This window comes from Streptomyces araujoniae (assembly GCF_050871195.1).
GTDB classification, from domain to species: Bacteria; Actinomycetota; Actinomycetes; order Streptomycetales; family Streptomycetaceae; genus Streptomyces; species Streptomyces bacillaris.
In genome coordinates, this window is record NZ_CP194070.1 from 6,366,453 (window position 1) to 6,381,741 (window position 15,289).

Here is a 15,289-nt window from a genome sequence, read left to right on the forward strand (position 1 = left end):
TGGCCATGCGCGTATTCCAGCCGGAGGCGCATCGGTGCACGTCCGGGCGGGGGCGGTCAGTGGATGATGCCCGTCCGCAGGGCGACGGCGACCATTCCCGCGCGGTCACCGGTGCCGAGCTTGCGGGCGATACGGGCCAGGTGGGACTTGACGGTCAGGGCGGAGAGGCCCATCGAGACGCCGATGGCCTTGTTGGACTGGCCCTCGGCGACCAGGCGGAGCACCTCCACCTCGCGGCCGGACAGTTCGCGGTAGCCGCCCGGGTGGCTCGGGGACCCGGGGGGACGTCGGTGCATACGGGCGGCATTGGCGCCGATGGGGGCGACGCCGGGACGGCCGGGGTGGCCGATGTTGGTTCGGGTGCCGGTGACGACGTACCCCTTCACGCCGCCCGCGAGGGCGTTGCGAACGGCGCCGATGTCGTCGGCGGCGGAGAGGGCGAGACCGTTGGGCCAGCCTGCGGCACGGGTCTCGGACAGCAGGGTCAGCCCGGAACCGTCGGGCAGGTGGACGTCGGCAATGCAGATGTCGCGCGGGTTGCCGACGCGGGGACGTGCCTCCGCGATGGACGACGCCTCGATGACGTCACGTACTCCGAGGGCCCACAGATGGCGGGTGACGGTGGAACGGACGCGCGGGTCGGCCACGACGACCATGGCCGTCGGCTTGTTCGGGCGGTAGGCGACCAGGCTTGCGGGCTGCTCAAGGAGAACGGACACCAGGCCTCCTGGGGGAGTGGCGGGACGGGGCCGGCTCGGGGATGAAGCCGGGGCGAACCGTGCTTGAAGGGTCATTGACCTCTTCGGCAGCAGACCCGTCCTCCTTTAGAGGAAGATCACTATTTGGTGAGTAACAATTCGGGCAAATAGGACGCGCGATCGATTGTACGAAAAGAGAGCCGGTATATGTGCGAATGGGTGACGCTGGGTTACGAAACCTGCGGCCCACGCCGCTGCGGCAGCGTCACCACCGCCGCGTCCGCCGGATCCGACGGCGGCAGCCCCGCGATCTGGCAGAGCAGCTCACCCCAGGCCATCAGGTGCGATGCGGTGTCCGGCACCCCGCCGCGCCCCTCGCGCGGCGTCCACGAGGCCCGGATCTCGATCTGCGTCGCCGGACGGCGCGCACCCAGCGCACCGAAGTAGTGCGATCCGGCGCGCGTCACCGTCCCTCCGGCTTCCCCGTACGACAATCCGCGCGCGTCCAGCGCCCCCGTCAGCCAGGACCAGCAGACCTCCGGCAGCAGCGGATCGGCGGCCATCTCCGGTTCCAGCTCCGCCCGCACCAGGGTCACCAGCCGGAACGTCCCCTGCCAGGCGTCGTGCCCCGCCGGATCGTGCAGCAGGACCAACCGGCCGTCCGCGAGGTCGTCCTCGCCGTCGACGACCGCCGCCTCCAGGGCGAACGCGTGGGGCGCCAGCCGCTGCGGCGGCCGTGTGGTCTCCACCTCCAGCTCCGGGCGGAGCCGCGCGGAGCGCAGCGCGTCGACCGCGCGCCGGAACGCGGGAGGTACCGGAGGACCCTCCGCACCGCCCGTGCCGTCAGCGCCATCGGAATGATCGGAGAACTGTCCCTGAGCCGGAGCCATGCCGGGAAGAGTAGGCGGAACGCGGCCCTCGCGCAGGGAGAGACACCCGTGCGGCGCCGGGCTCCTTCACCGTGCGTGCGAAGATTTGGTGCGTGAGCGCCAACGACCGCCCTTCGGGCCAGCAGACGACGACCGCCGCCAGCCACCACCCCGCCCGGAACGCCACCCGCGACTCGGCCTTCATCAAGGCCTGCCGGCGCGAACCGGTCCCGCACACGCCGGTCTGGTTCATGCGGCAGGCGGGGCGCTCGCTCCCCGAGTACCTGAAGGTCCGCGAGGGCATCGCGATGCTGGACTCCTGCATGATGCCGGAGCTGGTCACCGAGATCACCCTCCAGCCCGTCCGCCGCCACAAGGTCGACGCCGCGATCTACTTCAGCGACATCGTGGTCCCCCTCAAGGCGATCGGCATCGACCTCGACATCAAGCCCGGCGTCGGCCCCGTCGTCGCCGAGCCCATCCGCACCCGCGCCGACCTGGCCCGGCTCCGCGACCTCACCCCCGAGGACGTCCCGTACGTCACCGAGGCCATCGGCATGCTCACCGCCGAGCTGGGCGCCACCCCGCTCATCGGCTTCGCCGGAGCCCCCTTCACCCTCGCCAGCTATCTGGTCGAGGGCGGCCCCTCCCGCAGCCACGAGCGCACCAAGGCCATGATGTACGGCGACCCGCAGCTCTGGGCCGACCTCGTGGACCGGCTCGCGGAGATCACCGGCGCCTTCCTCAAGGTCCAGATCGAGGCCGGCGCCTCCGCAGTCCAGCTCTTCGACTCCTGGGTCGGCGCCCTCGCCCCCGCCGACTACCGCCGCTCGGTGCTGCCCGCCTCCGCGAAGGTCTTCGACGCCGTCGCCCCGTACGGCGTCCCCCGCATCCACTTCGGCGTCGGCACCGGCGAACTGCTCGGGCTGATGGGCGAGGCCGGGGCGGACGTCGTCGGCGTCGACTGGCGGGTCCCGCTGGACGAGGCCGCCCGCCGCGTCGGCCCCGGCAAGGCGCTCCAGGGCAACCTGGACCCGGCCGTCCTCTTCGCGCCCACCCCGGCGGTCGAGGCCAAGACCCGCGAGGTGCTGGACGCCGCCGCCGGGCTGGAGGGCCACGTCTTCAACCTGGGCCACGGCGTCATGCCGTCGATGGACCCGGACGCGCTCACCCGGCTCGTGGGATACGTCCACGAGCAGACCGCGCGCTGACCGACCGCGAGCCCCGGGGCCGGCCCGTTCCGCAGCCGGCCGGCCCCGCTCCCCGCGCCCGGGACCGGCCTCAGCTCCCCGCGCCCCGCACCGCCGCCACCGTCTTGCGGGCCGCCACCAGCACCGGGTCCCAGACCGGCGAGAACGGCGGGGCGTAGCCGAGGTCCAGCGCCGTCATCTGCTCCACCGTCATCCCGGCCGTCAGCGCCACCGCCGCCACGTCCACCCGCTTCGCGGACCCCTCGCGGCCCACGATCTGCACCCCGAGCAGCCGGCCCGTACGGTGCTCCGCGATCATCTTCACCGTCATCGGCTTCGCGCCCGGGTAGTACCCCGCCCGCTGCGTCGACTCGATGGTCGCCGTGACGTAGCGCAGCCCCACCGCGCGGGCGTCCTTCTCCCGCAGGCCGGTCCGGGCGATCTCCAGGTCGCAGACCTTGCTCACCGCCGTACCGACGACCCCCGGGAACGTCCCGTAGCCGCCCCCGACGTTCGAACCGATCACCTGGCCGTGCTTGTTGGCGTGCGTGCCCAGCGCGATGTGCCGGGTCCGGCCCGCCACCAGGTCCAGGACCTCCACGCAGTCGCCGCCCGCCCAGATGTTCTCGTGGCCCACCGCCCGCATCGCCAGGTCGGTGAGGATCCCGCCCTGCGGCCCCAGCGCGAGCCCCGCGGCCCGGGCCAGCCCCGCCTCCGGCTCGACGCCGATGCCGAGGACCACCACGTCCGCCGGGTAGCTCCGCTCCTCGGTCGCCACCTCGCTCACCCGGCCGTCCGGACCCGTCAGGATCGCGGTCACCGCCGCGCCGTTGACCGTGGTGATCCCGAGCCCGTCCATCGCCTCGTGGACCAGCGCGCCCATGTCCGGGTCGAGCGTCGCCATCGGCTGCTTCCCCCGGTTGAGGACGGTCACCTCGAAGCCGTGCTGCAGCATCGCCTCGGCCATCTCGACGCCGATGTACCCGGCGCCGACCACGACCGCCCGCCGCCTCCGGCCGGGGTCCAGGGCGTCCAGCGAGTCCAGCAGCGCCTGCCCGTCGCCCAGGGTCTGCACCCCGTGCACGCCCGGCGCGTCGATCCCCGGCAGCGCGGGGCGGACCGGCCGGGCCCCGGTGGCGATCACCAGCTTGTCGAACCCCGTCCAGTACGCCTCCCCGCTCTCCCGGTCCACCGCCCGCACCCGCTGCCCGGCCACGTCGATCTCGGTGACCTCGGTGCGCATCCGCAGGTCGATGTCCCGTTCGCGGTGCTCCTCGGGGGTACGGGCGATGAGGTCGTCCCGGTGCTTCACGTCCCCGCTCACCCAGTACGGGATGCCGCACGCGGAGTAGGAGGTCCAGCGGGAGCGTTCGAAGGCGACGATCTCCAGCTCGTCCGGGCCCTTGAGCCTGCGCGCCTGCGACGCGGCGGACATGCCCGCCGCGTCACCGCCGATCACCACGAGTCGCTCCGCTGCCATGTCTCCGGGCCCCTTCCGCCGTGTCAGGGAGCCCACGCTACGGCGCTCAGGGAGCGGGCGTGCCCCCGGCCTCGGGCCGGGCCTGCGGCCCCGCTTCCGTCCGGGCCTCCGGCTCCGCTTCCGGACGCGGTGCCTCCGCCGCCGTCCGGGCCGTGCGCCGGGCGCGAACCGTACGCCACACCACCAGCGCCAGCGCCGCCGTCACCAGGAACGGCGCCGAGGCGCCGAGCGCCACCGCGATCCACCGGAACATCGTCACGAACGCGTCCCAGCCGCCGCCCAGCGCGTCCAGGAACCCCGGGTCGTCGTCCTTCCCGTTCGTGCGCGGGGCGTCCGGCTCGGTCAGGTCCAGCGTGACCGTCGCCAGCGAGGTGCGGTCCTTCAGGCTCGCCTGCTGGGCGAGGAGCGACTCCAGATCGGCCTGACGGCTGCTCAGCTCGCCTTCCAGCGTGACCACATCGCTGAGCTTCTCCGCCTTCTCCATCAGCTCCCGCACCCGCGCCACACTCGCCCGCTGCGTGGCGATCCGGCTCTCGACGTCCACGACCTGGTCGGTGACGTCCTTGGCGTTCGAGGACCGGGAGAGCACCTTCCCGGACCCGGCGAGCCTGCCCAGCACCTCCTGGTAGCGGTCCTGCGGCACCCGCAGCACGAGGTGCGAGGCCTCGTGCCGGTCGTCGATCCGCTCGGTGGTCTCGGTCGCCACCAGGCCCCCGCTCGCCTCCACCGTGCTCCGCGCGGCGGCCGCCGCCTTCGAGGCGCTCTCCACCTCCACCGACAGCTCGGTGGTCCGGATGACATGGGCGCCCGCCGCCCCCGGCTTCGGCGCCTTCTGCCGCTGCTCGGCGCCCTTCGCGCCCTCCGCCGGAGCGGCGGACGCCGCCGCGGACCCGGCCCCGTCCGCACCGTCCGGCGCGTACTGCTCGTCCACGAGCCCCTGCGGCGCGTCGGCCTTCAGGTCCCTCGTGCTCCCCTCGTTGTCGGCGGCCCCGCAGCCGCCGACGAGCAGCACCGCACCGAGAGCGCCCGCCCCCAGGGCCGCGCGGAGACGGGCCCGGCGGTGGCGGCGCACACGCGCCGGCCGGGCGAGGAAGCGGCCGTTGTCGCTGGTCATAACAGGTCCCCCCAGGACAGTCGTTGACAGTGCCGGTTCGACGCGGACGCCCCCGGACCGGTTTCCGGCCGCAGGTTTCGAAGTGGTCACGGTCGGGGCCGGGAAGGGGTTTGAGAGAGTGGACCCATGCAGCGTTCACAGCAGGATGCGGACACGCCCGCGCGCCACGTCGTCGTCATCGGCGGCGGCATCGCCGGGCTGGCCGCCGCCCACCGCCTGGTCGCCACCGGCCTGCGGGTCACGCTCCTGGAGGCGACCGACCGGCTCGGCGGCAAGCTCATGACCGGCGAGGTCGCGGGCGTCCAGGTCGACCTGGGCGCCGAGTCGGTGCTCGCCCGCCGCCCCGAGGCGGTCGCCCTCGCCGAGGCCGTCGGCCTCTCCGGCCGCCTCCAGCCGCCCGCCACCGCCACCGCCTCCCTCTGGACCCGCGACGCGCTGCGCCCGATGCCCAAGGGCCACGTCATGGGCGTCCCCGGCGACCCGGCCGCCCTGGAGGGCGTGCTCTCCCCCGAGGGGCTGGCCCGGATCGCCCAGGAGCGCGACCTGACCCCGACGCCCGTCGGGGACGACGTGGCCGTCGGCGCGTACGTGGCGGACCGGCTCGGCCGCGAGGTCGTCGACCGGCTGGTGGAACCCCTCCTCGGCGGGGTCTACGCGGGCGACGCCTACCGGATCTCGCTGCGCGCCGCCGTACCGCAGCTCTTCGAGGCCGTGCAGGAGGGCGGCCCGCTGCTGGACGCCGTCCGCCGCATCCAGGAGCGCGCCGCGGCCCGGCAGCAGACCGGCCCCGTCTTCCAGGGCCTCCGCGGCGGCATCGGCACCCTGCCCGGGGCCGTGGGCGATGCCGTACGGGCCGGGGGCGGCGAGATCCTGACCGGGACCCCGGTCCTCGGCCTGACCCGTACGGCCACGGGCTGGACGGTCCGCACCGACACCGGCACGATCACCGCCGACGGCGTCGTCCTCGCCACCCCCGCCTGGTCCGCCTCCGCCCTGCTGGCCGCCGAGTCCCCGGCCGCCGCCACCGAGCTGACCGGTGTCGAGTACGCCTCGATGGCCCTGGTCACCATGGCCTTCCGGCGCGCCGACATCGAGGGTCTCGAGGCCCTGCGCGGCCGCTCCGGCTTCCTCGTACCACCGGTCGACGGCCGCACCATCAAGGCCTCCACCTTCTCCAGCAACAAGTGGCAGTGGGTCGCGGACGCCGCCCCCGGCCTCTTCGTGCTCCGCACCTCCGTCGGCCGCTACGGCGAGGAGGACCACCTGCACCGCGAGGACGGCGAACTCGTCGCCGTCTCCCTGCGGGACCTGCGCGAGGCCACCGGGCTCGCCGCCCGCCCCGTCGACACCGAGGTCACCCGCTGGATCGGGGGCCTCCCGCAGTATCCGGTCGGCCACCACACCCGCGTCGCCCGCATCCGCGACGAGGTCGCGAAACTGCCCGCGCTCCGCGTCTGCGGCGCGGCCTACGACGGGGTCGGCATCCCCGCCTGCGTCGCGAGCGCGCGGCGGGCGGCCGACGAGATCGCCCGGGACCTGACGGGGAGGACCACGAGCGATCCGGCGGGGGAGATCACGAGCGAGATCATCGCCACGCCGACCCTGGTTCGGGGCACCGGGAGCGAGGCGGGACAATAGCCGTATGAGTGCTCCTGAGACTGTGACACCTAGCAAGAGTCCGAACGCCGGAAAGAAGGCCAAGGACCTCAACGAGGTCATCCGCTACACCCTCTGGTCGGTCTTCAGACTCCGCGACGTGCTGCCGCTGGACCGGACGGGATACGCGGACGAGGTCCAGGAGCTGTTCGACCAGCTCGCGGCCAAGGACGTCACCGTGCGCGGCACCTACGACCTCTCCGGTCTCCGCGCCGACGCCGACCTGATGATCTGGTGGCACGCCGAGACCTCGGACCAGCTCCAGGACGCCTACAATCTCTTCCGCCGCACCAGGCTCGGGCGCGCTCTCGAACCGGTCTGGTCGAACATGGCCCTGCACCGGCCCGCCGAGTTCAACAAGTCGCACATCCCGGCGTTCCTCGCCGACGAGACCCCGCGCGACTACGTCAGCGTCTACCCCTTCGTACGGTCCTACGACTGGTACCTGCTGCCGGACGAGGACCGCCGCCGCATGCTCGCGGACCACGGAAAGATGGCCCGGGGCTACCCGGACGTCCGCGCCAACACCGTCGCCTCCTTCTCCCTCGGCGACTACGAGTGGATCCTGGCCTTCGAGGCGGACGAGCTGTACCGCATCGTCGACCTGATGCGCCACCTGCGCGCCTCCGAGGCACGGCTCCACGTGCGCGAGGAGATCCCGTTCTACACGGGCCGCCGGAAGGACATCGCAGACCTGGTGGCCGGGCTCGCATAGCCAGCGAGTTCCCGCACCACCCCAACCCGGAAGATCAGAAGACGGGCATCGGGCACCGACCGTGCCGCCCGCCGTTCCAGCGACACCGGGTTCGGCTTCGGGCCCTGTGGGCGCACCGAGAGTGCGCCCACAGGGCCCGTTTCCACACGTCGGACAGGCCCTAGTCCAGCGATACGGGGTTCGGCTCCGCGCGCGGGGCGCACTCCGCGTCCCCGGCGGGCGTCCCGCCCGTCAGCAGATACCGCCGCATGTGGTCGTCCACGCAGGCGTTCCCGAACCCGCCGACCCCGTGCGTCCCCGCTCCCCGCTCCGTCACGAGCACCGCGCCGCGCAGCCGCCGCTGAAGTTCCAGGGCGCCCTGGTACGGGGCCGCCGCGTCGCGCTCCGCCGCCAGGATCAGCACCGGCGGCAGCTCGCCCCACCCCGTGGAGACGTCCAGGGGCCGCTGCCGGGGCGCGGGCCAGAAGGCGCACGGCAGGTTGGTGAAGGCGTTGTGCCAGGTCTGGAAGGGCGCGATGCGGGCGAGGTCCGTGTGGTCGCGGTCCCAGACCTCCCACTCCTCGGGCCACGGCGCGTCGTTGCACTCGACGGCGGTGTAGACGGCCCGCTCGTTCTCGTCGTCCCGCGCCGTGACCGCGCGCGGCGACAGCTGTGTGACCAGCGGCTCCGCATTCCCCCGGACGTACTCGGAGAGGGCCGTCGCCCGCATCGCCCAGTAGTCGTCGTAGTACGCGGCCTGGAGGAACCCCGCGTGGAGCTGCCCCGGCCCCACCGTCCCGCCCGCCGGTTCGGCCGCGAGCGCGGTGCGCGTGTCCTCGTAGTGACGCTGTACGGCCTCGGGGGAGGCGCCGAGCCCGTAGACGTCGTCGTGCCGGGCGACCCAGCGCCGGAAGTCCTCCCACCGGGACTCGAAGGCGAGCGACTGGTCGAGGTTGGAGCGGTACCAGATCTTCTCCGGGTCCGGGTCGACCGCGGAGTCGAAGACCATCCGGCGGACGCGCGCGGGGAAGAGGGTCGCGTACAGGGAGCCGATGTACGTGCCGTACGAGGCGCCCATGAAAGTCAGCCGTTCGTCCCCGAGGGCGGCCCGCAGCACCTCCAGGTCACGGGCGTTGTTGAGCGAGGTGTAGTGGCGCAGCGCCTCGCCCGCGCTCTCCTCGCACCCCCGCGCGTACGCCCGCGCCTGGGCGATCCGCTTCTCCTTGTACGCGGTGGTGGGGTGGGCGGGGGAGTCGGTGGGGCTCTGCGCGAAGACGGCGGGGTCCTGGCAGGAGAGCGGGGCGGAGGTGCCGACGCCGCGCGGGGCGTAGCCGACCAGGTCGTAGGCCTCGGCCACCTCCTTCCACTCGGACATCTCGCCCAGCAGCGGGAAGGTGATGCCGGAGGCGCCGGGCCCGCCCGGGTTGTAGACGAACGAGCCCTGCCGCCGGGCGGGTTCACCGGTGGCGCGGGTACGGCTCACGGTGAGCGGGACGGCCGGGCCGTCCGGGCGGGCGTAGTCCAGGGGGACCCGTACGGTGCCGCACTCCAGCGAGTCCGGGAACATCTCCTCCTCCGGGCACGCCCCGAAGGAGATCCCCGCCGCCGCGGCGCGGGCCGCCGCCACCGCCGTACCGCGCTCCTCGGCGGAGCCGCCGCCGTTCCTCTCCGAAGCGGCGGCCGGTGCGGTGCCGGCCAGCGCCGACAGGACCAGCGAGCCGATCGTCGCGTACAGGGGGACTGCTCTCACGGCGGGGCCTCTCTGCGGATGCGGAGAGGGGATGGTGGGGGTGGCGGCCGGTGAAGTCCACTACCGGGCGGGCGTGTTGCGCGGATCAACCCGTTCGCGCCACCTGAAGGGTGAGGACCCCGAACCGCTCGCGGGCTGACGGCTCGGTACCGGCCTCCCGGGGTGACGGCTCAGGATCCGCCCCCGAGCGCTGACGGCTCAGGACCCGCCTCCGCAGCCGCCCCCGCCTCCGCAGCTGGAGCCCCCGCCGCAGCTGGACCCGCCGCCACAGCTCGACCCGGAGCCGCCGCACCCGGACCCTCCGCCGCACCCGGAACCCGACCCGTCGCCGCTGGACCCGCCGCAACTCGTGTGCCCGGGGCCCGCGTCGGCGCACCACACCGTGGTGGCCGCGAAGCCCCCGGCCGCTGCCGTACCGCCGACGACCCCCGCCGTCCGGTACCGGTGACGCGACCGCCCGGACGGTCCGTTCGCCCCGGCCGCCGCGATCAGCTGGGCCTGGAGCACCGGGTCGGGGAGGGCGCGCAGCCCCTGGGTGGCGACGAGGTACGGCGGGGTGACCTGGTAGGCGTGGGCGGTCCGGAACTCGTGGGCGGCGCGGCGCCCCGCCCGGGTGAGCCGGCCCGCCGCGGCCGCGGCCACGACGAGCCCGCTGATCCCGCCGAGCAGGATCGCGGGCAGCACCTTCAGGACGAACGGGAACGGCATGTCGAACGGCGAGTCGTGGTTCACGTACTGGATGACCGTGGCGGCGATGGCGAGCGGGAAGCCGACGATGCAGCTCACCCCCTGGACGAGCCCCCAGCGCCGGACGGGACGGCTCGCGGCGGGCGGCACCAGCAGCCCGCGCTCCGCCAGACCGTCCCCGATCCCCTGCACCGCCGGATGGCGCATGACCGCTTCCCGTACCGCGTGCAGGGCGCCGCTGGGCGCGGTCGCCAGAACCTGGAACACGGCGTGCTCCACCGGGTCGTGCGCCTGTTCACGCCGTACGGAGACGATCCCGGGGCCGCCGATGAGCAGGCGCCCGTCCCCGTACAGGGTGGTGAGCGCGGTGTCCGCGACCCTGGCCGGGCCGCCGTTGAGGAACGCCGCCTCGTAGAGGCCGCGGACGGGGTAGGGGGAGCCGACGGGGGTGCGGCGGCCCGACCGGGAGGCGACGGCCTTCGCGATGAGGAGCGCGGTGGAGAGGACGACCGCGAGGGTCAGCAGCAGGGCGAACGTGTTCATGGCGGTGGTCACTTCCCTGCGAGGGCGGCACGGGCCGCCCGGACGAGACGGGTGGCCCGGCCCGGCGGCCGGGGCCCCGAGCGGTCCTCCCACCAGTGCGTCAGCCGACGCTGTGCGACGGGGTCGGGGAGCCCGCCGGAGACCAGGATCCGCTCGGCGAACTCCATGGCGTCGCGCCGGTAACCGCCGTTCATCGGGCGGGACATGGCGTAGGGGAGGAACGCGGCGCGGTAGCCGTCACCGAGGATCTCCGGCAGCTCGGGGGCCACCTTGGCGACGACGTCGGCCCGCTTGGCGGCCAGCGCCCGGCTCTGCACCCGCAGCCGCCGGTGGTCGAACCCCTCGGGGGCCGGGGTCCCGGCGACGAGCGCGGAGAGCAGTGCGGTCTGAGCGACGGCGGTACGGTCGCGGGCTCCGGGGCGCGGGGTGCGGAGCGGTTCCGCCGCACGCCCATCGGCCGGAGGCGCCGACGAGGCCGGCGGGACCATCGCTGCCGCCAGGGCCGCAGCGGCCGCAGGTGTTGACGGGGCCGGGGCCACCGCTGCCATCGCTCCTGCCGAGGCCGCGGCTCCGGTCGGGGCCACCGGGGCCACTGTGGCCGCGGGTGCTGCGGGGCCCACCGCAGCACCCGCGACCGCCGCTCCGGTCCGGGGCGCCGGGGCCACCGCTGCCGCCGCCCGCAGCGTCGCCCGGATCGTCGCCAGCTCGGCCGCCAGCTCCGCGCCCGGCGGGAAGGCGTCGTCGCGCTCCAGCAGGACGCCCGGCGGGTCGACGCGGGAGCGCAGCTCGGCCAGGACGTCCAGGACCGGGGCGGTCACCGGGTGGGCGTGCGTGTCGTGCCAGACGCCGTCCTTCTCGACCCCGCCCGCCACATGGACGTACGCGATGGCCTCCACCGGCAGCTCGTCCAGGGCCTTCGCCGGGTCCTCGCCCCGGTTGACGTGGTTGGTGTGCAGGTTGGCCACGTCGATCAGCAGCCGGACCCCGGTCCGCTCGACCAGCTCCGCCAGGAACTGCCCCTCGGTCAGCTCCTCTCCGGGCCAGGAGACCAGGGCCGCGATGTTCTCCAGGGCCAGCGGCACGGGCAGCGCGTCCTGGGCGATGCGTACGTTCTCGCAGAGCACGTCCAGCGCGTCCCAGGTGCGCGGCACCGGCAGCAGGTGGCCCGCCTCCAGCCGCGGGGAGGCGGTCAGCGGCCCCCCGGCCCGTACGAAGGCGATGTGCTCGGTCACCAGGGGCGTACCGAGCAGTTCGGCACGGGCCGCCAGCCCCGCGAGCCGCCCGGGGTCCGGGCGGTCGGCGCCGCCCAGGCCGAGCGAGACGCCGTGCGGTACGACGGTGACGCCCCGCTCCCGCAGGCGGACCAGGGAGTCGGGGAGGTGGTCGGCGCAGAGGTTCTCCGCCACCGCCTCGACCCAGTCGATCCCCCTGAGCGCCTCCACCTCGGCGGCGATCTCCGGCCGCCAGCCGATCCCGATGCCCAGCCTCATCCGTCTCCCCCTCGTCCGCTCTGTCCAGGGGTGATGGCCCCGTGGAACGGCGGTGAACCCGGAGAAGGGGACGTTCAGAGGAGGATTTGAGGTTCCGGCCCGCAGGTCACGTCACGTCACGGCATCGACGTCACGGCATCGGCGGCATGGTCGGCGGCACCGGACGGGACGTGAACGACTGGTCGCCGGACGGCGTCACCGGCACCGGGGCGAGCGGCACCTGCCCCTCCCGGGGCGCGGGCGGGCCCGAGGGGCTGGCGGTGGACCCGCCCGCGGCCTCGCGGGCCAGGGCGTCGAAGTCGACGAAACCGGTGGCCTCCAGCATGGTGATGTGGTCCAGCACGGTCTGGTTGGCGTCGCTGGCGAGCTGCCGGATCAGGGTGTTGCGGGTGGTGTGCCGGACCTGGCCGATCAGCCCGAAGACCTTGCCGTGGGCGGCCCGCAGGATGTTGGCGAACTTCCGCTCGTACTCGTCCCCGCTCGCCGCCGTCAGCTCCCGCAGCCACGCCTGCTGCTGCTCGGTCGGCTGGTTGGGCAGCTCCACCCCGAGCTTGGCGGCCACGTCCCGGGCCCGCCGGTCCAGGTCCGTGTGCCCGACGACCAGATGGTCCCCGGCGGCCTTCGTCGCCTCGCTGGGCGCCCGCTCGATCGCCTGCTGCCCGGCGGGCAGCTCCCACAGTCCGGCGAGCCGCACCTTGACCAGGAAGTCCCGGTCGGTCGCGGAGAGCGGGCCCCACTGGGTGGCGACGCTGGAGGCGTTGAGATTCGCCTCGCCGGTGCCCGAGCGGTCCGCGTAGGACCAGACGGGGAAGGCGAGCGCGCCGACCGTGGCGACCAGGGCCGCGATGATGAGGGCCGTTCCGTTGATGCGTCGCAACAAGGTGTCTCCCGGGACGAGGACGTGACAGCGCCGTCACACCGGTCGGCCACCGGCCACCGGCCGATCACCGACCGGCCACCGGCCACCAACCGGCGTGCGGTGCAGGCTACTTGGCGGTAGCGCCGCTGGGGCGGTATCGGGAGATACGTGGTCGGTCACGGAAATACTCAGCCGCGACCGGACTATTTTCGTGCCGGGTGGCCGGGTGGCCGGGTGGCCGGGTGGCCGGGTGGCCGGGTGGCCGGGTGGCCGGGTGGCCGGGTGGCCGGGTGGCCGGGTGGCCGGGCTGCCGTGGCGGCCAGGCGGCCCGGCTGCCCCGCTGGCCAGGTGGCGAGGTTTCCGGGCGGCGCGGCGGTCAGGTGTCCGAGTGGCCGGGTGACGAGGTGCGAGGCGGCCGGGCGCCCAGGTGTTTGGGCGGTCAGGTGTCCGAGTGGTCGGGTCACGCGGTGGCCAGGTGGCCACACAGGCCAGGTCGGCCAGGTGGCCACACCGGTCAGGTGGCCACACCGGCCAGGTCGTTCCGGTCAGCGGGGCGGAAACAGGTCGTCCCCGTCGGCCCCGGGCCGTCGAGGCAGGCCCGGTCGGCCATGTGTCGGCGCGCGCCCCGCCGAGCGGGAAGCGGCTCGGGGGCCGCGCGTTCACCGCCGGGCGGAGGGCGGCTCGGCGGCCGCGCGGTCAGCGGCGGCCGGGCCGTCCCCCCGGCAGCGGGCAGAGACGCTCCCCGCCCTCCGCCACGACCGTCGGCCCCGGCGCGATCTCGGTGAACCCCGCGTCGCGGACCACCGGCAGGCCGCTCGTGACCAGCTCGCGCCAGCGGTCCGGGGCCGCGGTGGCCACGGAGAGCGGGAAGCCCGCCTCGCGCCAGGCCTTGCGGTCGGTCTCTGACAGCTCCCACCAGGCGAGCTGGGCGCCGTGGCCGACCTGGGCCATGGTCTTGCCCGCGGACATCTCCAGCTCCGGGTTGAGCCAGAGCACCGGGCCCTCCGGGCCGGGGGCGGCGGGCGGTTCCGGGTCGTCCAGGTCGGTGCCCGAGACCTGGAGCTTGGCCAGCTCCTTGGGCCAGCCGTCCAGCGGGATCGGCGGGTACACCCGTACCTCCGCGCTCCCGCCCGTGACCGTGATCCCGGGCAGCGCGGCCGCCTTGCGCCACTCCGCGCCGCGCGCCCGGCGCACCACCTTCCGGATCCGGGCGTCCTCCCAGTCCCGCATGGCCCGCGCCCACTCGCCCTCGCCGGTGGACCGCTCGTCGGCCAGGATCGTGAGCACCGCGCGGGCGGCGGTGCGCAGGGCGTCCGTCCGGGCGGGCGGGTCCGTCTTCTCCAGGTGCAGCACGAGCGGGAGCACGTACTGCGGGGCCGCGTCCCGGTCGGCGGGGCGGGCGGAACCGGTGGGGCCCGCAGAACCCACAGGGCCCTCGCCGAGGGGACTCGGGGGGATGTCGCCGGAGGGGCTCGGGGAGGTGTCGTCGCTGCTCACCTTCCCAGTCTGCCAGGCGGCCCCCGTCACCTCCTTGGCTTAATCGGCCGGTCCGGGTGAGGATGCCGGACATGAAGAGCGATCTGTTTTCCAGCGAACACCTGGCCCAGCCGGCCACCGCCCCCGGCATGACCCTCCAGAACTCCAAGTCGATCAAGTACGCCGTCAACGGGGAGATGCACGCCCGTCAGGGTTCGATGATCGCCTTCCGCGGCAACCTCCAGTTCGAGCGCAAGGGCCAGGGGATCGGCGGCCTGCTCAAGCGCGCGGTCACCGGCGAGGGCCTTCCGCTCATGGCCGTACGCGGTCAGGGAGAGGCGTGGTTCGCGCACGAGGCCGCCAACTGTTTCATCGTGGAGATGGACCAGGGCGACCAGCTCACCATCAACGGCCGCAACGTCCTCTGTTTCGACGCCACGCTCTCGTACGAGATCAGGACCGTGAAGGGCGCCGGGATGGTCGGCGGCGGCCTCTTCAACAGCGTCTTCTCCGGCTACGGCAAGATCGGCCTGATGTGCGAGGGCACGCCGATCGTGATCCCGGTGACGGGCGCCCAGCCGGTGTACGTCGACACGGACGCGGTCGTCGGCTGGAGCCAGCACCTCACCACCACCCTGCACCGTTCCCAGAGCGTCGGCTCGATGGTCCGCGGCGGCTCGGGCGAGGCCGTCCAGCTGATGCTCCAGGGCGAGGGCTTCGTCATCATCCGCCCCAGCGAGGCCAGGCCGGAGCGGACGGCCAACTGACAGGGGGGTTGCGTAC

13 protein-coding genes are annotated in these 15,289 nt (G+C 74.2%); 4 read left to right on the forward strand and 9 right to left on the reverse strand.

Annotation, left to right across the window (positions count from 1 at the left end; all coding sequences use genetic code 11):
- Positions 1-56: 56 nt before the first annotated feature.
- Both ACQ9ZG_RS27230 and ACQ9ZG_RS27235 read right to left on the reverse strand, forming a co-directional pair.
- The gene (locus ACQ9ZG_RS27230) at positions 57-719 is read right to left on the reverse strand and encodes a helix-turn-helix transcriptional regulator (RefSeq protein ID WP_018491682.1); all 663 of its coding nucleotides are present in this window, start codon (positions 717-719) and stop codon (positions 57-59) included.
- A 209-nt stretch (positions 720-928) separates the two neighbouring features.
- A complete protein-coding gene (locus tag ACQ9ZG_RS27235; RefSeq protein WP_109916853.1) occupies positions 929-1,588 on the reverse strand; it encodes a DUF3000 domain-containing protein in 660 nt (219 codons plus the stop codon).
- A gap of 92 nt (positions 1,589-1,680) precedes the next feature.
- Between ACQ9ZG_RS27235 and hemE the strand changes: the two genes are divergently transcribed.
- Positions 1,681-2,778, forward strand: a complete 1,098-nt coding sequence (hemE, locus tag ACQ9ZG_RS27240; RefSeq protein WP_028418090.1) for a uroporphyrinogen decarboxylase — start codon at positions 1,681-1,683, stop codon at positions 2,776-2,778.
- A gap of 70 nt (positions 2,779-2,848) precedes the next feature.
- Here the strand turns inward: hemE and ACQ9ZG_RS27245 are convergent, their stop codons facing one another.
- Together ACQ9ZG_RS27245 and ACQ9ZG_RS27250 are read right to left on the reverse strand one after the other, a co-directional pair.
- Positions 2,849-4,237 (reverse strand): FAD-dependent oxidoreductase, encoded by a 1,389-nt coding sequence (locus ACQ9ZG_RS27245; RefSeq protein WP_109914451.1) that lies wholly within the window; start codon positions 4,235-4,237, stop codon positions 2,849-2,851.
- Positions 4,238-4,283: 46 nt separating this feature from the next.
- Positions 4,284-5,351 (reverse strand): DUF4349 domain-containing protein, encoded by a 1,068-nt coding sequence (locus tag ACQ9ZG_RS27250; protein ID WP_499281317.1) that lies wholly within the window; start codon positions 5,349-5,351, stop codon positions 4,284-4,286.
- A 126-nt stretch (positions 5,352-5,477) separates the two neighbouring features.
- Here ACQ9ZG_RS27250 and hemG point away from each other — a divergent pair, with 126 nt between their 5' ends.
- Both hemG and hemQ read left to right on the forward strand, forming a co-directional pair.
- Positions 5,478-6,989, forward strand: coding sequence for a protoporphyrinogen oxidase (gene hemG / locus ACQ9ZG_RS27255; protein WP_499281318.1), 1,512 nt, complete (start codon positions 5,478-5,480; stop codon positions 6,987-6,989).
- 4 nt (positions 6,990-6,993) lie between these two features.
- Entirely contained in the window at positions 6,994-7,722 is a 729-nt protein-coding gene (hemQ, locus tag ACQ9ZG_RS27260; RefSeq protein ID WP_084991462.1) for a hydrogen peroxide-dependent heme synthase, read from the forward strand.
- Positions 7,723-7,882: 160 nt separating this feature from the next.
- Here the strand turns inward: hemQ and ACQ9ZG_RS27265 are convergent, their stop codons facing one another.
- From ACQ9ZG_RS27265 to ACQ9ZG_RS27285, 5 genes are all read right to left on the reverse strand, one after another.
- A complete protein-coding gene (locus ACQ9ZG_RS27265) occupies positions 7,883-9,451 on the reverse strand; it encodes an alpha/beta hydrolase (protein WP_109916758.1) in 1,569 nt (522 codons plus the stop codon).
- A 198-nt stretch (positions 9,452-9,649) separates the two neighbouring features.
- A complete protein-coding gene (locus tag ACQ9ZG_RS27270) occupies positions 9,650-10,681 on the reverse strand; it encodes a TIGR04222 domain-containing membrane protein (protein ID WP_499281319.1) in 1,032 nt (343 codons plus the stop codon).
- A gap of 8 nt (positions 10,682-10,689) precedes the next feature.
- Positions 10,690-12,171 carry an MbnB/TglH/ChrH family RiPP precursor modification enzyme gene (locus ACQ9ZG_RS27275; RefSeq protein ID WP_499281320.1) on the reverse strand — a complete coding sequence of 494 codons (1,482 nt, stop codon included), beginning with the start codon at positions 12,169-12,171 and terminating at the stop codon, positions 10,690-10,692.
- Positions 12,172-12,301: 130 nt separating this feature from the next.
- Positions 12,302-13,048 carry a DUF4142 domain-containing protein gene (locus tag ACQ9ZG_RS27280; protein ID WP_028418098.1) on the reverse strand — a complete coding sequence of 249 codons (747 nt, stop codon included), beginning with the start codon at positions 13,046-13,048 and terminating at the stop codon, positions 12,302-12,304.
- Positions 13,049-13,726: 678 nt separating this feature from the next.
- Positions 13,727-14,527 carry a peptidyl-tRNA hydrolase gene (locus tag ACQ9ZG_RS27285; RefSeq protein WP_499281321.1) on the reverse strand — a complete coding sequence of 267 codons (801 nt, stop codon included), beginning with the start codon at positions 14,525-14,527 and terminating at the stop codon, positions 13,727-13,729.
- Positions 14,528-14,598: 71 nt separating this feature from the next.
- On the opposite strand from ACQ9ZG_RS27285, the gene ACQ9ZG_RS27290 reads away from it, so the two are divergent.
- A complete protein-coding gene (locus tag ACQ9ZG_RS27290; protein ID WP_109917594.1) occupies positions 14,599-15,273 on the forward strand; it encodes an AIM24 family protein in 675 nt (224 codons plus the stop codon).
- Positions 15,274-15,289: the final 16 nt, after the last annotated feature.